Origin of the sequence: Microbacterium sp. ProA8 (genome assembly GCF_039905635.1) — a bacterium.
Taxonomy (GTDB): Bacteria; Actinomycetota; Actinomycetes; order Actinomycetales; family Microbacteriaceae; genus Microbacterium; species Microbacterium chionoecetis.
In genome coordinates this window covers 1,782,118-1,797,987 of sequence record NZ_CP157000.1, presented here as the reverse complement: position 1 = coordinate 1,797,987, position 15,870 = coordinate 1,782,118, and the positions used below count along the sequence as shown (strand labels likewise).

15 protein-coding genes are annotated in these 15,870 nt (G+C 66.5%); 2 read left to right on the top strand and 13 right to left on the bottom strand.

Going from position 1 to position 15,870, the window contains the following annotated elements:
* The first annotated feature begins 3 nt into the window (after nt 1-3).
* The gene (locus ABG085_RS07730) at nt 4-1,671 is read left to right on the top strand and encodes an ATPase, T2SS/T4P/T4SS family (protein ID WP_347978815.1); all 1,668 of its coding nucleotides are present in this window, start codon (nt 4-6) and stop codon (nt 1,669-1,671) included.
* Nucleotides 1,672-1,892: 221 nt separating this feature from the next.
* On the opposite strand, the gene ABG085_RS07725 is transcribed toward ABG085_RS07730, so the two are convergent.
* From ABG085_RS07725 to ABG085_RS07680, 10 genes are all read right to left on the bottom strand, one after another.
* Nucleotides 1,893-3,128 (bottom strand): type II secretion system F family protein, encoded by a 1,236-nt coding sequence (locus ABG085_RS07725; protein WP_347978814.1) that lies wholly within the window; start codon nt 3,126-3,128, stop codon nt 1,893-1,895.
* A 1-nt stretch (nt 3,129) separates the two neighbouring features.
* Nucleotides 3,130-4,458 carry a type IV pilus twitching motility protein PilT gene (locus ABG085_RS07720; protein WP_347978813.1) on the bottom strand — a complete coding sequence of 443 codons (1,329 nt, stop codon included), beginning with the start codon at nt 4,456-4,458 and terminating at the stop codon, nt 3,130-3,132.
* A gap of 5 nt (nt 4,459-4,463) precedes the next feature.
* A complete protein-coding gene (locus tag ABG085_RS07715) occupies nt 4,464-5,135 on the bottom strand; it encodes a hypothetical protein (RefSeq protein ID WP_347978812.1) in 672 nt (223 codons plus the stop codon).
* Nucleotides 5,135-5,812, bottom strand: coding sequence for a hypothetical protein (locus ABG085_RS07710; RefSeq protein ID WP_347978811.1), 678 nt, complete (start codon nt 5,810-5,812; stop codon nt 5,135-5,137). Before ABG085_RS07710 ends, ABG085_RS07715 begins: the two co-directional genes overlap by 1 nt.
* On the bottom strand, nt 5,809-6,834 hold the full coding sequence (pilM, locus tag ABG085_RS07705) for a pilus assembly protein PilM (RefSeq protein ID WP_347978810.1): 1,026 nt from the start codon (nt 6,832-6,834) through the stop codon (nt 5,809-5,811). Before pilM ends, ABG085_RS07710 begins: the two co-directional genes overlap by 4 nt.
* A 29-nt stretch (nt 6,835-6,863) precedes the next feature.
* On the bottom strand, nt 6,864-7,766 hold the full coding sequence (locus ABG085_RS07700; protein ID WP_347978809.1) for a prepilin peptidase: 903 nt from the start codon (nt 7,764-7,766) through the stop codon (nt 6,864-6,866).
* Between the two features lie 3 nt (nt 7,767-7,769).
* Nucleotides 7,770-9,398: a hypothetical protein gene (locus tag ABG085_RS07695; protein WP_347978808.1), complete on the bottom strand. Its 1,629-nt coding sequence runs from the start codon at nt 9,396-9,398 to the stop codon at nt 7,770-7,772.
* Nucleotides 9,386-9,934: a prepilin-type N-terminal cleavage/methylation domain-containing protein gene (locus tag ABG085_RS07690; RefSeq protein WP_347979141.1), complete on the bottom strand. Its 549-nt coding sequence runs from the start codon at nt 9,932-9,934 to the stop codon at nt 9,386-9,388. Before ABG085_RS07690 ends, ABG085_RS07695 begins: the two co-directional genes overlap by 13 nt.
* Nucleotides 9,934-10,428: a type II secretion system protein gene (locus ABG085_RS07685; protein ID WP_347978807.1), complete on the bottom strand. Its 495-nt coding sequence runs from the start codon at nt 10,426-10,428 to the stop codon at nt 9,934-9,936. Before ABG085_RS07685 ends, ABG085_RS07690 begins: the two co-directional genes overlap by 1 nt.
* Nucleotides 10,429-10,521: 93 nt before the next feature.
* Nucleotides 10,522-10,956, bottom strand: a complete 435-nt coding sequence (locus ABG085_RS07680; protein WP_347978806.1) for a type II secretion system protein — start codon at nt 10,954-10,956, stop codon at nt 10,522-10,524.
* A gap of 312 nt (nt 10,957-11,268) precedes the next feature.
* Here ABG085_RS07680 and ABG085_RS07675 point away from each other — a divergent pair, with 312 nt between their 5' ends.
* Nucleotides 11,269-13,071, top strand: a complete 1,803-nt coding sequence (locus ABG085_RS07675; protein ID WP_347978805.1) for a hypothetical protein — start codon at nt 11,269-11,271, stop codon at nt 13,069-13,071.
* 40 nt (nt 13,072-13,111) lie between these two features.
* On the opposite strand, the gene ABG085_RS07670 is transcribed toward ABG085_RS07675, so the two are convergent.
* The 3 genes from ABG085_RS07670 to ABG085_RS07660 form a co-directional block, all read right to left on the bottom strand.
* Nucleotides 13,112-13,600: a hypothetical protein gene (locus ABG085_RS07670; protein ID WP_347978804.1), complete on the bottom strand. Its 489-nt coding sequence runs from the start codon at nt 13,598-13,600 to the stop codon at nt 13,112-13,114.
* Nucleotides 13,601-14,271: 671 nt separating this feature from the next.
* Nucleotides 14,272-14,571 carry a DUF1905 domain-containing protein gene (locus ABG085_RS07665; RefSeq protein WP_347978803.1) on the bottom strand — a complete coding sequence of 100 codons (300 nt, stop codon included), beginning with the start codon at nt 14,569-14,571 and terminating at the stop codon, nt 14,272-14,274.
* Between the two features lie 66 nt (nt 14,572-14,637).
* A complete protein-coding gene (locus tag ABG085_RS07660) occupies nt 14,638-15,711 on the bottom strand; it encodes a Fic family protein (protein WP_347978802.1) in 1,074 nt (357 codons plus the stop codon).
* Nucleotides 15,712-15,870: the final 159 nt, after the last annotated feature.

The following is a 15,870-nucleotide window of genomic DNA, read 5'->3' as shown; positions in this document are numbered from 1 at the left end:
GCCGTGAGAGGTCTTGCACAGACGCTCGTGCTCACCGGAGCCGTACGAGCCGCCGATGTGTCCGCCGCGATGGCGGAGGTGGGTGATGGACCGGAGCTGCAGCGCGCACTCGTGAACGCGAGGCTCGTGACCGAGGCGCAGCTCGCCGAGGCGATCGCCCTGCACACCGGGCACCGCTACGTCGACCTCGCGAACATGCCGCTCGACCCGAACGTGGTCGGGCTGGTACCCGGCAATCTGTGCCGCAAGTACGGTCTCATTCCCGTCGACCTCCGCGGCGAACGACTCACCGTGGGCGTGCTCGACCCGACCGACATCGTCGCCCTCGACGACGTCGCCAGCATCACCGATCTCTTCGTCGAACCGGTCGTCGTCGCAGAGGACGCGCTGACGCAGATGTTCGAGCGGTTCCTGCGCTCAGACGAGGAGCTCAGCGAGCTCTCGACGTCGATCGAGGAGTCGAGCGAGGCGAATCAGACCGCCTTCACCGAGAGCCTCGAAGAGCAGGACGACACCGCACCGATCGTCCGCTTCGTGAACCTGCTCATCGCGCAGGCGATCAACGACCGTGCGAGCGACATCCACGTCGAGCCGGGCGAGAAGCAGCTCACCGTGCGGTTCCGCATCGACGGCGTGCTGCACGAGATGCAGAAGGCCGACCGGGCGATCCAGGACGGCATCATCTCGCGCCTCAAGATCATGTCGTCGATCGACATCGCCGAGAAGCGCAAGCCGCAGGACGGCCGCCTCTCGGTCACGCACGAGAACCGCACCGTCGACCTTCGCGTGGCGACGCTTCCCACCGTGTGGGGCGAGAAGATCGTCATGCGCATCCTCGACAACACCGGTCAGACCATGGGGATGCGCGACCTGCTGTTCTCGCCCACCAACGAGAAGCGGTTCCGCGAGGCGATCACGAAGCCTCACGGCATGATCCTCGCCACCGGCCCCACCGGTTCGGGCAAGTCGACGACGCTCTATACGGCGCTCCGTTCGATCGCGAACCCGAAGATCAACGTCATCACCGTCGAAGACCCGGTCGAGTACCGCATCGGCGGCATCAACCAGGTACAGGTGAACAACCGCGCCGGCCTGACGTTCGCGACGGCGCTGCGGTCGATCCTCCGCTCCGACCCCGACGTCGTGCTCGTGGGTGAGATCCGCGACTTCGAGACCGCCAACATCTCGATCGAGGCGGCCCTCACCGGTCACCTCGTGCTCTCGACGCTCCACACCAACGACGCGCCGTCAGCGCTCACGCGGCTGACCGAGATCGGCTGCGAGCCGTTCCTCGTCGCCACCGCGCTGTCGGCCGTAATCGCGCAGCGGCTCTCGCGCCGACTGTGCATGCGGTGCCGCGAGCCGCTCGTCGAGACGAGCGAAGTGCTGACAAGTCTGGACTTTCCGCACGACCCGGCCGATCCCCCGCAGCTGTACAAGGCGGTGGGATGCCCCGCCTGCTCCAGCACCGGATACCGCGGGCGCGTCGCACTCCACGAGATCATGACGCTCAGCGACGAGATCGAGACGCTCGTCGTGACCCGTTCGACGGGCAGCGAGATCCGCCAGGTCGCCCTGGAGCAGGGCATGGTGTCGCTGCGTCAGGACGGCTGGTCGAAGGTCACGCAGGGCCTCACCACGATCGAAGAGGTGCTCCGCGTCACCGTGTGACCCGGAGCACCACGACCTCTCCCCCGGTCGTTGAGCGAGCGAGGAACGAGCGAGACGAAACGCCCGCACCCGGCGCAGACTCGCGGTCCGACGCGTTTCGTCTCGGTCGCTGCCGCTCCCTCGCTCAACGACCGGGGTTTCGGTCGTTGAGCGAGCGAGGAACGAGCGAGACGAAACGCCCGCATCTGGCGCAGTCGTCTGGCCCCACGAAACGCCCGCTGCTACTGGTTGGCGAGCTCGCCGTAGAGGGTGAAGATCGGCAGGTAGAGCGAGATCACCATGCCGCCGATCACGATGCCGAGCCCCACGATGAGGATCGGCTCGATGGTCGACGAGAGCTGCGCGGTCGCGGTCTCGACTTCGTCCTCATAGAAGTCGGCGATCGACGACAGCATGTCGACGAGCGTGCCCGACTCCTCGCCGACCGAGACCATCTGCGGCACCATCGCCGGAAACACGTCGGCTTTCGCGAGAGGTGCAGCGAATGAGCGACCCTGACGGATCGACTCCTGCACGTCGCGCACAGCCTCTTCGATCTTCCAGTTGTTCGACGCCTGTCCGACGATCGAGAGCGCCTGGATGATCGGCACACCCGCGTTGAGCATCATCGACAGGTTGCGCGCGAAGCGCGCGACCGCGATCTTGGTGGTGAGCTTGCCGAAGACCGGCATCTTCAGCTTGATGGGGTCGACGACCTTCCGGTACTGCAGCGTGTGGCGATTGGTGCGCCACCAGATCACCGCGACGATCACAACGAGCACGAGGGCGGGAATCATCCACCACATGTTGTTCGAGATGGTCACGAGGATCTGCGTCGGCAGCGGCAGCGAGCTGCCCAGCCCCTTGAACATGCCCTCGAAGATCGGCACGACGAACGTCACCATGACGAGCACGCCGACAATCGCGATGAAGAGGACGATCGCAGGGTAGGTGATGGCCGCGCGGATCTTGTTCTGCAGCTCGGCGTCGCGCTGGTAGTTGTCGGCGATCGACGTCAGGGCGCTGCCGAGGAAGCCGCCGGCCTCACCCACCTTCACGATGCTGAGCATGAGGGGCGGGAAGGTCTGCGGATGCCTCGCGAGCGCCGCCGAGAACGACGAGCCCGATTCGACATCGGCCTGCACCTGAACGAGCGCGGGCTGCAGGCGCTTGTCGTCGGTCTGCTCGATGAGGATCGCCAGCGTCCGCATGAGCGGCAGGCCGGCGTTGATGAGGCCGGCCATCTGGCGCGAGAACACGGCGAGTGTGCGTGCCGAGACGGTCTTGGTCGCTCCAGGCAGCTTGATGTCGCGATTCAGCCCTGTGTTGGACTTGAGTGTGACCTCGAGGGGCGTGAGCCCCTGCGCCTTGAGCTTGCCGGTGACGGCGGACTCGCTGGCCGCCTCGATCGTGCCCTTGACGACCGATCCGCCGCGCGGATCGACGGCCCGGTAGACGAACTCCTGTACGACGGCCATCTCAGGCCTCCTTCTCGGGCGCCGGCAGGCCTAGTTCGGCCCACGAGTCGGCATCGTTCAGATACGCCTCGTCGTCAGAGCCGGACCAGTCGACGTCGCGTGCGGTCGGGTCGACGCGGCCGCCCACCGTCGGCGACCCGAAGCGCGAGCCCATGCCGATGCCCGTTCCGGCGGCGGCATTCGCGGGGACGGATGCCGCGGCATCCGCCTGCCGCCATTCGCCGGCGTGGTGCGCCCACTCCTCGGCGTCGAGTTCCCGCGGCCTGACGTAGACGCCGTCGAGGCTCTTGGGGTCGACCGCGAAGTCCATCGCGACGTTGCGGGCGATGGTGCCCTCGGAGACGAGGCGGCGCAGGTCCTGATCGAGCGTGTGCATGCCGAGCTCCGAACCCGCCTGCATCGCCGAGTAGATCTGCGCGACCTGACCCTCGCGGATCATGTTGGCGACCGCCGGGGTGTTGATGAGCACCTCGGTGGCGATCGTGCGGCCGTTCGTCTGCGCGAGCGGCAGCAGCGTCTGGCTGATGATGCCCTGCAGCGTGTCGCCCAGCTGGGTGCGGATCTGGTGCTGCTGGTCGGCGGGGAACACGTCGATGATGCGGTTGATGCTCTTTGCGGCGCCCTGGGTGTGCAGGGTCGAGAGCACGAGGTGGCCTGTCTCGGCGGCCGAGAGGGCGGTCGAGATCGACTCGGGGTCGCGCAGCTCGCCGATGAGCACCACATCGGGGTCCTGTCGCAGCACGCGACGCAGGGCCTCGGCGAACGAATTGGTGTCACGCCCCACCTCACGCTGATGGATCAGTGCGCGCTTGGACTGGTGGTGGAACTCGATCGGGTCTTCGATCGTGATGATGTGCGCCGGCACCAGCTGGTTGACGATGTCGACCATTGCCGTGAGGGTCGTCGACTTGCCGGATCCCGTGGGGCCCGTCAGCAGCACGAGCCCCCGAGGGCGCAGCGCGAGGTCGCGGGCGATCGCCGGAGCCCCCAATTCCTCGAGCGAGTACACGCGGTCGGGGATGTAGCGCAGCGCGATCGCGATCGACCCGAGCTGCCGGTACACGTTCGTGCGGAAGCGTCCGATGCCGGCCGTGGCGTGGGCGAGGTCGACCTCGCCGTGCTCCAGGAACTCCTGGCGCTGACCATCGCCCATGAGTTCAAACGCCGTGCGCTCCACCCACTCCTCCGACAGCGCGTCGGGGTAGCCGGGCACGGGCACGAGGTCGCCGTCGACACGGAACAGCGGAGGCGCGCCCGCGGTGATGTGCACGTCCGACGCGCGGTGGCGCGCGCCGCGCGCGAGGAGCGTATCGAAGTCCAGGTCTTCCATGGCCGTCACCCTTCCGCGTCCACGAAGGTCAGCGCCGAGATCTGCACGTCGAACGTGCCCTCGCCGCTCTGCGTCGTGGTCGCTGTGATGCTGTTGAGCAGGCGGGGTCCAGCGCGCAGCGCGTCGAGGAACGCGGTGGCCTGGGCAATGTCGGCCGCCTGCGCGCTGATCACGAAATCGACCTGCTGACGCCCGGCGTTGACGATCGGGTCGACCGGGGCTGCGGCATCCGTCGTTCCTGTCGCGGGGTCGGTCGCCCCTTCTGTTGGCGCCGGCGTCGGCTCGGGGGCGGGGGCGACCACAGCGGCATTGCCCTCGGTCGCGCCTGTGCGGGACGTGAACGCGACCTGCTCGCCGGCGGTGATCGCGGTGAGGGATACTCCGGATGCCTCGGCTGCACGTGCGACGACCTCGAAGACGTCGTCGAGCTGCCCGCTCGCGGGAATCTGCGAGCGCAGTCCGGCGACGTCCGCGTTGATCTGATCGAGGTTCTCCGCCTCGGCGGTGAGGTTGTCGACTTGCGCCTGGAAGATCGCGTTGGTGTTCGCGACCGTGGCAGTCTGCGCGTCGACGCCGACGGCCTGGAAGTACAGCGGCAGGGCGACGAGGAACACGCCGAGGGCGATGACGCCCAGCGAGGCGACGAGTCCAAGCACGGTGACGAGCTGCTTGGGCATCACTCGCTCCCTTCTTCGGCCGCGTACTCGTTCGAGTAGACGGTCTGGTCGAACTCGACGTTGAGCAGGTAGGCGAAGCGATCCGCCGAGACCTGGCTCGACGTCACCGACTGGCCGTCGGCGTAGAGCACGCCCTCGACGCCGCGGAGCGACCGGATGATCGCGACGATGTCGAGCGGCGTCAGGCTGTCGATGGTGACGGTGCCGACGATGCCCTGCTCGGCGGTCGGGTCGTCGCCCTGCGCGGCGCCACCGACGGTGAAGTCGAAGCCCGTCAGGGTGGTCTCCGCTGGCAGGATGCCGAAGATCTTGGCGATCACGGGCGTCCAGGCGAGGTCGGCGACCATGGCCTCGGTGCGGTAGTCGGTCAGTTCCGACTCCGTCGCCAGCGCCTGGCTGACCTCGGAGAGCGCGGCGATCTCGGTGAGGAGGGCGTTCGTCTGTGTCTGCTCAGCCGCCAAGCGTTGGTCGGCGAGGAATTTGAAGGCGAAGGCGCCCGCGATGATGAGACACGCGACGAGGATGGCGCCGAGCACGATCCACACCCACAGGCGCACCAGCTTGTCGCGTTCGCGGCGAACGACCTCGCTGCGCGGCATGAGGTTGACGCGGGGTACTCCCGAGAACGGGACGGGTGCGGGAACAGCGACCGGAGCGGCCACAGGAATGACGGTCATCGGCCGGCCTCCCCGAGTGCGATACCGATGGTGCCGACGAGGTTCAGCGACACGTCGCCGGCAGGCGGCGGCGTTACGATCGCGACGACGTCGCCGGCCGACACGATGGTCATTTGGGTGTCGATGGCCGCAGTGAGCGCCGCCATCACGCCTTCGACTGCGGCACCGGCCCCCGTGACGAAGACTCGCGTCAGCGGGGCGGCGCCGGATCGGCTGCCGAAGAACGCCAGAGTGCTGCGCACGCGGGCGGCGAGGTCGGAGGCTCCGGGGGGTGTGGCGGCGCGCATGGCGCCACGGGTGCGTCCCGCAGCCGCGACGCCGGCGCCGTTACCCGTCGCGGCCGCGAGCTGGAGTTCCGGCTCGGCGATCTCCGCGTTGTGCCGGCGCGTTGCGGCGGTCGCGACGTCGATGGGCAGCAGACGCACGAACAGCGGTACGCCGCCGCGCGAGATCACGACCTGCGTGGTGTGGTCGCCGATGTTGATGGTCGCCACGACCTCGTCCGGTGCGGCGAGTGAAGCCGTGGCACGGGCGAGTCCGAAGGCGGCGAGGTCGACCGCCTGGGCGCGCACCTTGACTTTGGCGAGCGTCGAGATGATCTGCTCGATGCTCTCCGACACGGCGGCGACGAGCAGGCCCGACACCTGGTCGCCCTGCTGCGACAGCGGGAAGAAGTCCAGCACCGCCTGGCTGGCGGGAACCGGCAGCAGGTCCTGCACCTGGTACGGCAAGGCTTCCCGCAGCAGATCGGGCCGCATCGCCTGGGTCGTGTATTCGCGCACCAGGATGCGGCGGCTGGCGACGCCGAGCACGGCATCCTTGCTCTTGAATCTCGCGCCGGTCCACAGCTGCCGGAGTGCTACGGCGACGGCGCCCGCGTCGAGCACCTCCGAGTCCTTCGCAGCATCAGGTGGCAACGGCACCTCGCCGTACGCGATGAGCTGGGGCTTGCGACCGAGTGAGAGTTCCGCAGCGCGGACGCTCTCTTCGGTCACCTCCAGCCCCACGATCGTCTTCGCCATGATCTTCCCTTCCCCAAGACCGTCGGCGCTCAGGCGCCGACGAAAAGATTCACGTACCACCGGCCGACGGCTTCGCCGGCGAACACCCCGGTCCAGGCGCCGAGGATCATCCACGGACCGAACGGGATGGCGGTCTTGCGCCCTGCGCGGCGCAGAAGCAGCAGTGCGAGCCCGAACACTCCCCCGTAGAGGAATGCGGCGAACGCGCCGACGGCGAGGGCTCCCCAGCCCAACCAGCCGAGATAGATGCCGATGACTCCGGCGAGCTTTACGTCTCCCCCGCCCATCCCACCAGGGCGCACGAACCGCAGGAGCGCATAGAACGCATAGAGCACGACCATGCCGATCGCGGCACGCAGCAGCAGTTCCCATTCGTTGGTCAGCCAGGCGGCGATGGTGAACAGGATGCCGGCCACGAGGTAGCTGGGCAGCACGATGCTGTTCGGCAGCCGGTGCGTGTCAAGGTCGATGAGCGTCAGCACGATCGAGATCGCCGCGAAGTACAGGAACGCGACGATCACGAGGACGTAGGTCCAGACGTCGGCCGGGTAGACGATACCGTCCCAGGCGGGTGACTCGAGGTACGTCACCAACGTCTCGCCCCCACCGGTCCCTGAGCCTGTCGAAGGGGCGTAGACCGCGAGCCCCCACCAGGTCACGACCGCGAATGTGACGCCCGTCAGGGCTTCGACGATCGGATAGCGCGCAGAGATTGGGGCCTTGCAGTTCGCGCATTTGCCGCGCAGGGCGAGCCAGCCGATCACCGGAACGTTATGCCACGGCTTGATGACCGCGTCGCAGTGCGGGCAGCGACTCTCGCGCACCAGCGAGATCTTTGCAGGCACGCGGTAGGCGACGACGTTGAGGAACGATCCGATGAGGAGTCCGAGGATCCCTGCGACGACGACGAGGAAGATGGTGAGTGGCGTCATCCGCTAGCGCTCTGTCTGGAAGACCAGTTGGCCGAGCCTCTGGACCATCGTTGCCTGGCCGATCCCGCCAGAGCCCTTGATCTTGCATCCGAGCTGATCGAAGGAGGGAGACCACGACATGTCTTTGCACGTGTACGCCGTTTGGATATTGCCGGCGGAGTGCAGATTGACGCTCTGGTTCGTGTACAGCTGACCACTGAAGGACGACGTCACTGTCCCGGTGAGACCGCAGGGCGAGTAGACCATTACGCGAACGTCTCCGGTTTGCGTGCCGCTGACGTTGAACGTGTCGTTCTTCATACCTGTGCCGTTGCCGCCGTTGCCGCAATCGGGCGCCGGTTCGCCGTTGGTGTAGGCGGTCGAGCTGTCGGAATGGATGAACATCAGCTGGCGTGTGCCCGTTGTGGACGACAGTTGCCCTGTCAAGGCGACCTTCATGGTGGCACTGGGCTTGACGATGAATACCGCGTCCCGCACCAGCGACACGTTTTCCAGTGCGATGTCGATAGTCACCTGGCCGTTGCCACCACCACCGCAGTTCGTGAAGTCGAGAACCAATCTCGGACCGACCGTCTCCAGAACGCTTTTGAATGTCGGGTTGGCGTTGTTCGCCAGGAGACTGCACGGTGTCGGGTAAGCGGCGCTCGGGCTGGCGCCCCAGTTCGACGTGTTGTTCAGGTCGATCCACTTCGTCGCGGCCTTGAGCCAGTCCAGGGTCGGCTCGAACGTTGGCGTAAAGCCGGGAATCGCTGCGATCGCCGGGTTCGCCACGCCACCCACGGTCCAATCAGATCCGACGCTGGGCGTAGTCCGGCTGCGTATTGCTCCACCGACAGAAGCCGCATTGTTTCCCTGGTCAGTCAGTGTTACGTCACCCAGCGCGTTCACGTCGCCGTCGACGGATGTCGACCCGTTCGCACTCAGCGACACGTACCCATTTGTAGTAATCGAACCGGTGATCTGGGCGCTCTGGCTGCCATTCTCAACGTAGCCGTCCGCCCAGATGTCTCCCTGGATCACGCAGTCATTGCTGAATTTGACGTAGCCGTCCAAGACGTACAGGTCGCCGGTCAGCGTCCCGGAGTTGTTGCAGGTGTAGTCGCCGTCGCGGAGCACCAGGTCACCGGTGTAGTGAGATACTCCGGCTGTGAATCCGCCGGAGAAGTACGTGACGACTCCCCCCGGCTGCTGCGAGTACGTGACCTGCCACGGATAGACGGCGTCGATGGTCATTGTCGACCCGTCTGGGCCCGTCCCTTTCGACTTGATCACGACGTAATCCGTCGCGGCCGTAGGGCACCCTTCGATCAAGCCGTCGGACGTCGCCGGCCGGATGCCATCGGTGTCGGACTTGTAGATCGTCGTGTCATACGTCGGTGCGGTGCCAATGAAGTGCGTGGTCGCCGCACATGTCGGAATCGCGGCAACCGCCACGTCTCGGCCAGACTCGGCGGCGATGAAGGCCTGAGTCTGGCTTCGGTTGCTGCCATTGGCCCGGATCGTGAACAGCACAGACGCCGCGATGATGCTCGCGATCACAAATCCGACGAGCATCACTATGACGATCGTGACGAGCACCGCGCCGTTTTCATCACGCCGGGGTCGGTGCGGGGGCCTGACTATGGCCAGCATGGCGAAACCTCTCCCGAGTCCTTGATGGTTCTCATCTTCGCCTGGCCGGAGATCGGCACAGGTGCCGAATCGGTGGCGAGTTCGAAGCTGTACGTGACGGTATTACCCGACCGCTGAAGGAAGGGCTTCGATCCCTGCTTGGCGACGCCCACATCCCAAACTCCCCAGTTGCCGACGACGGGGAGACTGCCAGAGGACGTAGCGATGCGCGCTTCTCCAACGGCGAGTTGAAACCCCTGACAGGTGAGGCTGCCGCCCAGGGATGTCCAAACACGCAACTCGGTTCCGTCATCATCGTTCGGCGCGACGGTGAAGTCCTTCGCGTTGCGCATGGCGCGTTCGATCGTTGAGCCCATCAGCTGGCCGCGGGTCGTCGCTTCGGTGGTGGAAGTGACATCCTCTTGGGCAAGCCAGGAGTTCACGAGGATTGTCGCCGCAGCAGCGACGACGATGGCTGACACGACCAGCGCGATGATGAGTTCGATGAGGGTGAGGCCGGATTCCTCGTGGCAGGGAGTCAAGGATGGTGCCTGCATCACGGGCCCATCAGGATCTTGGCCGTCACAACCGCGACCTCACGCCCAGCCGAGTCGAGCGCCTGAAGTTCGATCTCTGTAATCGCGTTCGGCACGCAGGCGTACGAAGCTCGAACTCCGCCCGCGCCGACGGCCCCGTGAGCTACGACGGTGTATGCCTCGCCCTTTCCATCCTCGAAGTCGACCCCATTCCATGCAGAGTTCAACGCCAGGAACGCCGCTGCGTTCGGGACGGCGGGAATATCGGCCGGGACGCTCGGAGGAGCTGAAGCCGGTCGCAGGACGGTGCGGCCACAAGCGGCGTCTTGGCGAGCCTGCTCTATGAGCCCGTTGAGATGCCGAGTCGCGGTCGCGACTGCGGACTGCTGTGACGAGTACGTGATTCCCTGCCACAGAGCAGGAAGGATCGCCACAGCGATGATGCCCAACAGAAACATCGCGATGACTACTTCGACAAGGCTGAACCCCGCAGCATCAGCACCACGAACCCTCATCCGCCCACCTCCCCAGTGGCAGAAGCCCCGAGCCAATCATGACACGAGGGCCGATACGTTTGCGTCGGCCCTCGTGTCGTGGTGAGACCTAGATCAAGGCGTCCAACTGTGAGCGGCGCCCGTGCAACCCGGACCGGCCTGGGCCCACGGAGTCGTCGCTGAACCGTCCGGCACTGCTCGAACACAGATGTCGTCGACGTTAGTGAATGTAGAGCCAGCGGGGATGGTCGCCACCGCAAACTCGCCAGCGGACGCGTTTGTGAGCGCGTCTGCCTGCGTCGAAGTAGCGTCAGAATCCGCGATAGCGGCTGCCACGGCCGTGGCAGCGTTCGCTGCGGCAGCCGACAGCGCGTTCTGTCGAGCGGTTGTCTGGATCGAACCAAAGACGGGAATCGCGATGGCGACGAGAATGCCGAGGATCACGACGACGATAATGAGCTCGATGAGGGAGAAGCCACCCTCGGCGTCGCCCTCTTCTTCGTGGCGGCGCTTGGCGGCCTCGATGTAGTTCTTGATGGTTGCACGCATGGCGCGTTGTCTCCCCAGTGTGAATTGAACAGGTCAGCTCCGACCAACCGACGCACCAAACGCCGCGCTTGAACATCCCCAGTAATGAATGCCCAGCTTCTATCAGAGCTGGGTTCGAGACACACGCGCAGGCGTGAATCCCCTCCCAAGTACGAGCGTGCGACCTGACAAACTCGGTGTCAATGCGCGCGCATATAGCGTTCGCTCAAGAATTGCTCAAGGAACAACCGACCCTCACGACTTGGTAAGGCCTGGGATGCTCGGGTTCGCCACGGTCAGTTTGCGCGTTGTTCGTCGATTACAGTTGCGCCGATGATCGCTGGGGCTCTGGGGATGACGGTCGCGCTAGTAGCGACGATCGTGGTGTGGTCGTTCGTGCTCGGCACGTGGGTGCCACACCGGTTGGCGGTCGCGGGCGCAACAGCGGGCACACTACTGTCGTTGACCGCACCGCGGCCGCTGGCAGCGCTCTTAGACGCTCCGCTGGCGGTGATGCACGGTGGTGTCGTTCTGCTTCTGTTTGTCTCGGGGCTCGCTCTCTTGATCGCGCGGCGCCGCCGGGTGGGGTGGTCGCGAGACATCGCACGCACGTGGGTTTCAGCATCCGCCGGCGGGATTCTGTGGGTTGCGGTCGTGGCAATCTCGCAGATCCTGCCGGGGGCGGCGCGCATCGGGTGGGTGCTGAACGGCGACGGTTTGCTGCAGCTCGAAGCTGTGGGACGAAGCCTGGCGCAGCCCGAGCCCGGATTGGCGAGGATCCCCTATGCGATTCTCACCCTGACGGCGTCTCCGTTCGGAGCAATCGAGTTGTCCGGGGAAACTATCGGCAGCGAGGTCTACGCGCTCGTTCTGGCATGGGCACTTCAACTCGCGATGTGGTGCATCATCGCCGGCGGCGTGATGTCGGGACTGGTTCCGTCGACATCCCGCACCACGACCGTGGTGGTCGCGGCGGCGGGATCCATGCTGCCCTTGACTGCGCTCATGGGCGGGTTGGCAATGGAGTGGGGCTACGTCAACGCCAACGTTGCGATCCCCGTGGCTCTGCTGACATGGCTGGCGCTGAGCGAGTCGCGCCGCCGCCCCTTCGCGACGATCGTCGTTCTCGCCGTTGTCATGAGTGTCCTCTGGTTGAGCTGGGAGCCTCTCGCCGCGCTTCCTGGTGTCGCGGCGCTGACGATCGCATGGCGCGTTCGTCGGGAAGTGCGTCACCTTCGCGGCTTCCGGCTCGTCGTCGTGTGCGCTGCTGTTTCGCAGTTCCTGCTGATCTTCGGATCCAACTACCTCAACAGAACCTCCAGCGCCGGCAACGCGCTGACCATCGAAGGACATGGGTTGCCATCGATGTGGCTAGGGCTTGTGCTCGCCTCAGTAACTGCGGTCGCGGGAGCAATCTTCGGCCGGCGACTGCTGCCGTCGTGGGTGTTGCCGTCATCGGTCAGCGTCGTGGCCGGCGCGGCCGTGGCGATGTCGGTTGTGCTCGTCTTCACCGTCGGGGATGCCGACGCGCTCAGTGGGTATTACCCGACCAAACTGATGTACTTCCTCTGCGCGGTGATGTTCACCATCGCAGCGGCCGTCGTGGTCGGCCTGCTCAGTCGAGTCCGAGTTCGTTCCGTCGCAACAATAGGTTCCGCTGTGGCCGTCACTACTGCGCTGGTGATCGCGGCCGCGATCGCACCCACCGCTCCGGGGCTCGATGACTCCACCTGGCGCAGACAGCCGCCCGTGGCGGTGCTCGCGGGAACACAGTGGGCCGAAGGCGAGAAGTCGGTCGATCTCTTTCTCAAACTCGCACAGCCCGACCACCTCGGGTTCCTTTGGCGCTCAGGCAACCCCGACGAAGCCATCGTCGACTACCGCGTGATCGTCACCAACGGTGGTAATGCGTACGGGGACATCCCGCTGCGCATGGTGGCTTTCCCCGGCTATCAAGGACGGCGTGCTTCCGTTGACTATCCGGGCGTGGAGCCTGTCCAGGTGTGCACCGTGCTCGCGCGCATGCCTGGCGTGACGATTTACACGCGAGCTCCCGACGCCGTCCGAAAGGAGCTCGCCCAAGCATGCGACATCAGCCACGACGACATCACCGTGCGGTCGGTTGACGAGCTGTAGCCACCACCCCGCGGAGCCCAGCGGAAGCTTCCTCTTTTCATCATCTGAGAATGGCGAGCGCCTGTTCAGTAGCGACGAACGCGAGCCAGGCGACAAGTACGACGGACACCACAAGCGCTACGGCCGACATCGCCCGACCGGTGCGGCGCTGGCCAGCGACGATCAGCCCGCCGATCGCGAGGAAGAACGCGCCGGCAGCGAACGCGATGCTCACCAGACTGACCAGTCCGGCAATCGTCTGATTCCAGCCCGCCAGCCTGATCACCACTGCAAGCCCGCCGATCGCAGCCAGGGCCAGCAGCACGATCGACGCGATTGCCGGCACGTTGCGCGGACGAGCCTCGGGCGGCGGCGGCCGCATCGCCCCGATGGATGAACTCGCGACCGGCTGGTACACGATCGGCGTCGCCGGCCGATCCACAGACGGCGGCGGCCGGCGCTGCACGATCTGGTCGGGGAAGGAGTCGGTGCTCGCCCGCCGGGGCAGACCCGGCCGGGTCCGGGGTGTCGAAGAGGCGGCGTCCGGCACGGGGACGTCAGCCGCAGAGGATCCGGATACCGACACCGCGGCGTCAGGAGTGACAGCTGCCGAGTCGCCCGGTGCGGCCGCGTCCGCCAGGGACGAAGGCGCCGGCCACACGTGCGCAGCGTGCGGGACCCCTTCAGCCCGCGAGGCGTCGATCGACGCGACAGGCTCCGCCGCCGTAACGGTCTGCGGCCCATCTGCCTCGAGCGTGATGCTCGGCTCCTCCGCCGCCGTCGGGCGCGACCGCGTACTGCGACGGGTCGACGGGCTCGAATCCGACCCCACCGGTGGAGGCCCCACCGGTGGAGGCTCCGCAGGCGCGGCGTCCGCAGGCGGGGGCTCCGTTCCCGTGGTGGGAGCCGGGAAAACCCCGCGCCGCACCCGCCTGGTCGGTACCGGGGCGAACGAAGCCTCGACCACCGGCTCGGCGGCGGCTGCGGCATCCGTCATCGCCGGACGGAAGTCGTCGGTCCAGGCAGCGCCGTCCCACCACCGCAGGTGGTCGGCGCGCGACGCGTCCGTGTACCAGCCCGGCAGTGGTCTCCCCTGAGACCCGTCCGACATCATGCTCCCCAGCAGAATGATTCTCCCCGGGGCCAACTTACCGGACCAATGGGACTGGCAGTATCACGGGAGACGCTGGCACCTTGCGGGTGTGCGCGCCTCTGCCGGACTCAGCCGTCCAGCACCTCGAGGCGCACGGTCACCGGGCCACCGTCGACGAGCTGCGCGGCATCCCGCACCGCCTTCTTCAGCGGCAGCACGTACGAGCCCGAGTCCGACGACGGGAAGATCGATGTCGTCCACTCGCTGCCACCGACCCGCGCTCGCACGCGCACCGAGCCGAATCCGCGGTACGGCCGCGGGATCTCGCGGATCTCCTCGCTCAGCTCGGGCGGAACGGCGGTGAAGAACCAGGAGGAGTCCTCCCGCGCCGCCCAGCGGAACACATCGCTGTCGAACTCGATGATCACCCCACCGACGCTACCGCCGGCCGGCGACACGCACGGGCTGACCCCGCTGACCTCGCCCCGGCCAGGTCAGTGGTGCAGGCTGCGTCGAATCGTCGCGGCGTAGTCGTCGAGCACGCCCAGGATGCCGTCGTGCTGCCAGATGCGGTTGCGCGCACGCCCCGTGCGCTCGCTCATCACACCTCGGTCGACCAGGGCGTCTACCGCACGCAGGGCCGCGAGCCGACTGAGCCCCAAGGCCGACACCAGGTATTTCGTGTTCACGATCGGCTGGCCGACGAGTCGCGGGAGCACTTTCCACGCCGTGGAATCGGCACGCACGCCCGCGAGCTTTTCGCGAGACGACTCCACCTGGTCGACCAGTCCGTCGACGAGCACGCGGCCGGTGACGGCGGCGAAACGGGATGCATCGGCGAATCGCCGGATGATGGGGCCGGAGTCTCCGTTGCGAAAAGCGGTGAGGGCGCGGAAGTATCCGGAGAGGTCCGCGAGCAGGCCGGCCGAGATCGGGATGGCGGTGTGCACCGACAGTCCTTTCGCACGGAGCATCGCCTGCGCCAGTGCTCGCCCCGTCCGGCCATTGCCGTCCACGAACGGGTGAATGGTCTCGAATTGCGCGTGTGCCACGGCGATCTGGGCGAGAATCGGCACGTCGACGCGCTGCGCGAATGCGAGAACATCGCGCATGGCTGACGGCACGAGGTCGTGCTGAGGGGCGATGAAGTCGGCGCCGATCGGGCCGGCGTTGTCTCGCCCTCCGATCCAGACCAGTTCACGCCGGAACCGTCCGGCCTCGTGTTCCATGCCGACCTGCGTCGACATCAACTCGCGATGCATCGTGAGCACGCTGGCCTCATCGAGCCTGTCGGCCAGGCGCAGCGCGGCTTCCATCGAGCGGACGTTGCCGACGACCGTCAGCGCGTTCGCTTTGTCGCCTTCGTCGATCTCGGCGAGCGCCAACTGCTTCGCGGATGTCGTGAGCTGTTCGATCTGACTGCTCGAGGCGCTCTCGGTTCGCAGCAGGATCGCCGACATCGGGGCGAATGCCGGATCGCTCGACCCCAGTCGGCCCAGTGCGTACCGATCGAACTCGTGGATGGCCAGGGTTGCGTCCTCGAAGTCCGCGGCGTCCTCCGTTCCCACCCGGGGAGACCACGACGCGAGCGATCCCGGGACGGCCGACTCGTAGACCCCCGTTTGACGCGCGACTTGGGCCCTGGAAAAGATCTCGGGTGCGCGCGGCCGCCAGTCGTGGCGTTGCCACTGCACGGCGGGAACCTCGATCGGCGTCTCGCCTTCTCG

Bases quoted from the DNA above. Each gene is read 5' to 3' on its own strand.
- ABG085_RS07725 (WP_347978814.1), bottom strand. From the start codon at position 3,128: ATGGCCGTCGTACAGGAGTTCGTCTACCGGGCCGTCGATCCGCGCGGC.
- ABG085_RS07720 (WP_347978813.1), bottom strand. From the start codon at position 4,458: ATGGAAGACCTGGACTTCGATACGCTCCTCGCGCGCGGCGCGCGCCAC.
- ABG085_RS07715 (WP_347978812.1), bottom strand. From the start codon at position 5,135: ATGCCCAAGCAGCTCGTCACCGTGCTTGGACTCGTCGCCTCGCTGGGC.
- ABG085_RS07710 (WP_347978811.1), bottom strand. From the start codon at position 5,812: ATGACCGTCATTCCTGTGGCCGCTCCGGTCGCTGTTCCCGCACCCGTC.
- pilM (WP_347978810.1), bottom strand. From the start codon at position 6,834: ATGGCGAAGACGATCGTGGGGCTGGAGGTGACCGAAGAGAGCGTCCGC.
- ABG085_RS07700 (WP_347978809.1), bottom strand. From the start codon at position 7,766: ATGACGCCACTCACCATCTTCCTCGTCGTCGTCGCAGGGATCCTCGGA.
- ABG085_RS07695 (WP_347978808.1), bottom strand. From the start codon at position 9,398: ATGCTGGCCATAGTCAGGCCCCCGCACCGACCCCGGCGTGATGAAAAC.
- ABG085_RS07690 (WP_347979141.1), bottom strand. From the start codon at position 9,934: ATGCAGGCACCATCCTTGACTCCCTGCCACGAGGAATCCGGCCTCACC.
- ABG085_RS07685 (WP_347978807.1), bottom strand. From the start codon at position 10,428: ATGAGGGTTCGTGGTGCTGATGCTGCGGGGTTCAGCCTTGTCGAAGTA.
- ABG085_RS07680 (WP_347978806.1), bottom strand. From the start codon at position 10,956: ATGCGTGCAACCATCAAGAACTACATCGAGGCCGCCAAGCGCCGCCAC.
- ABG085_RS07675 (WP_347978805.1), top strand. From the start codon at position 11,269: ATGATCGCTGGGGCTCTGGGGATGACGGTCGCGCTAGTAGCGACGATC.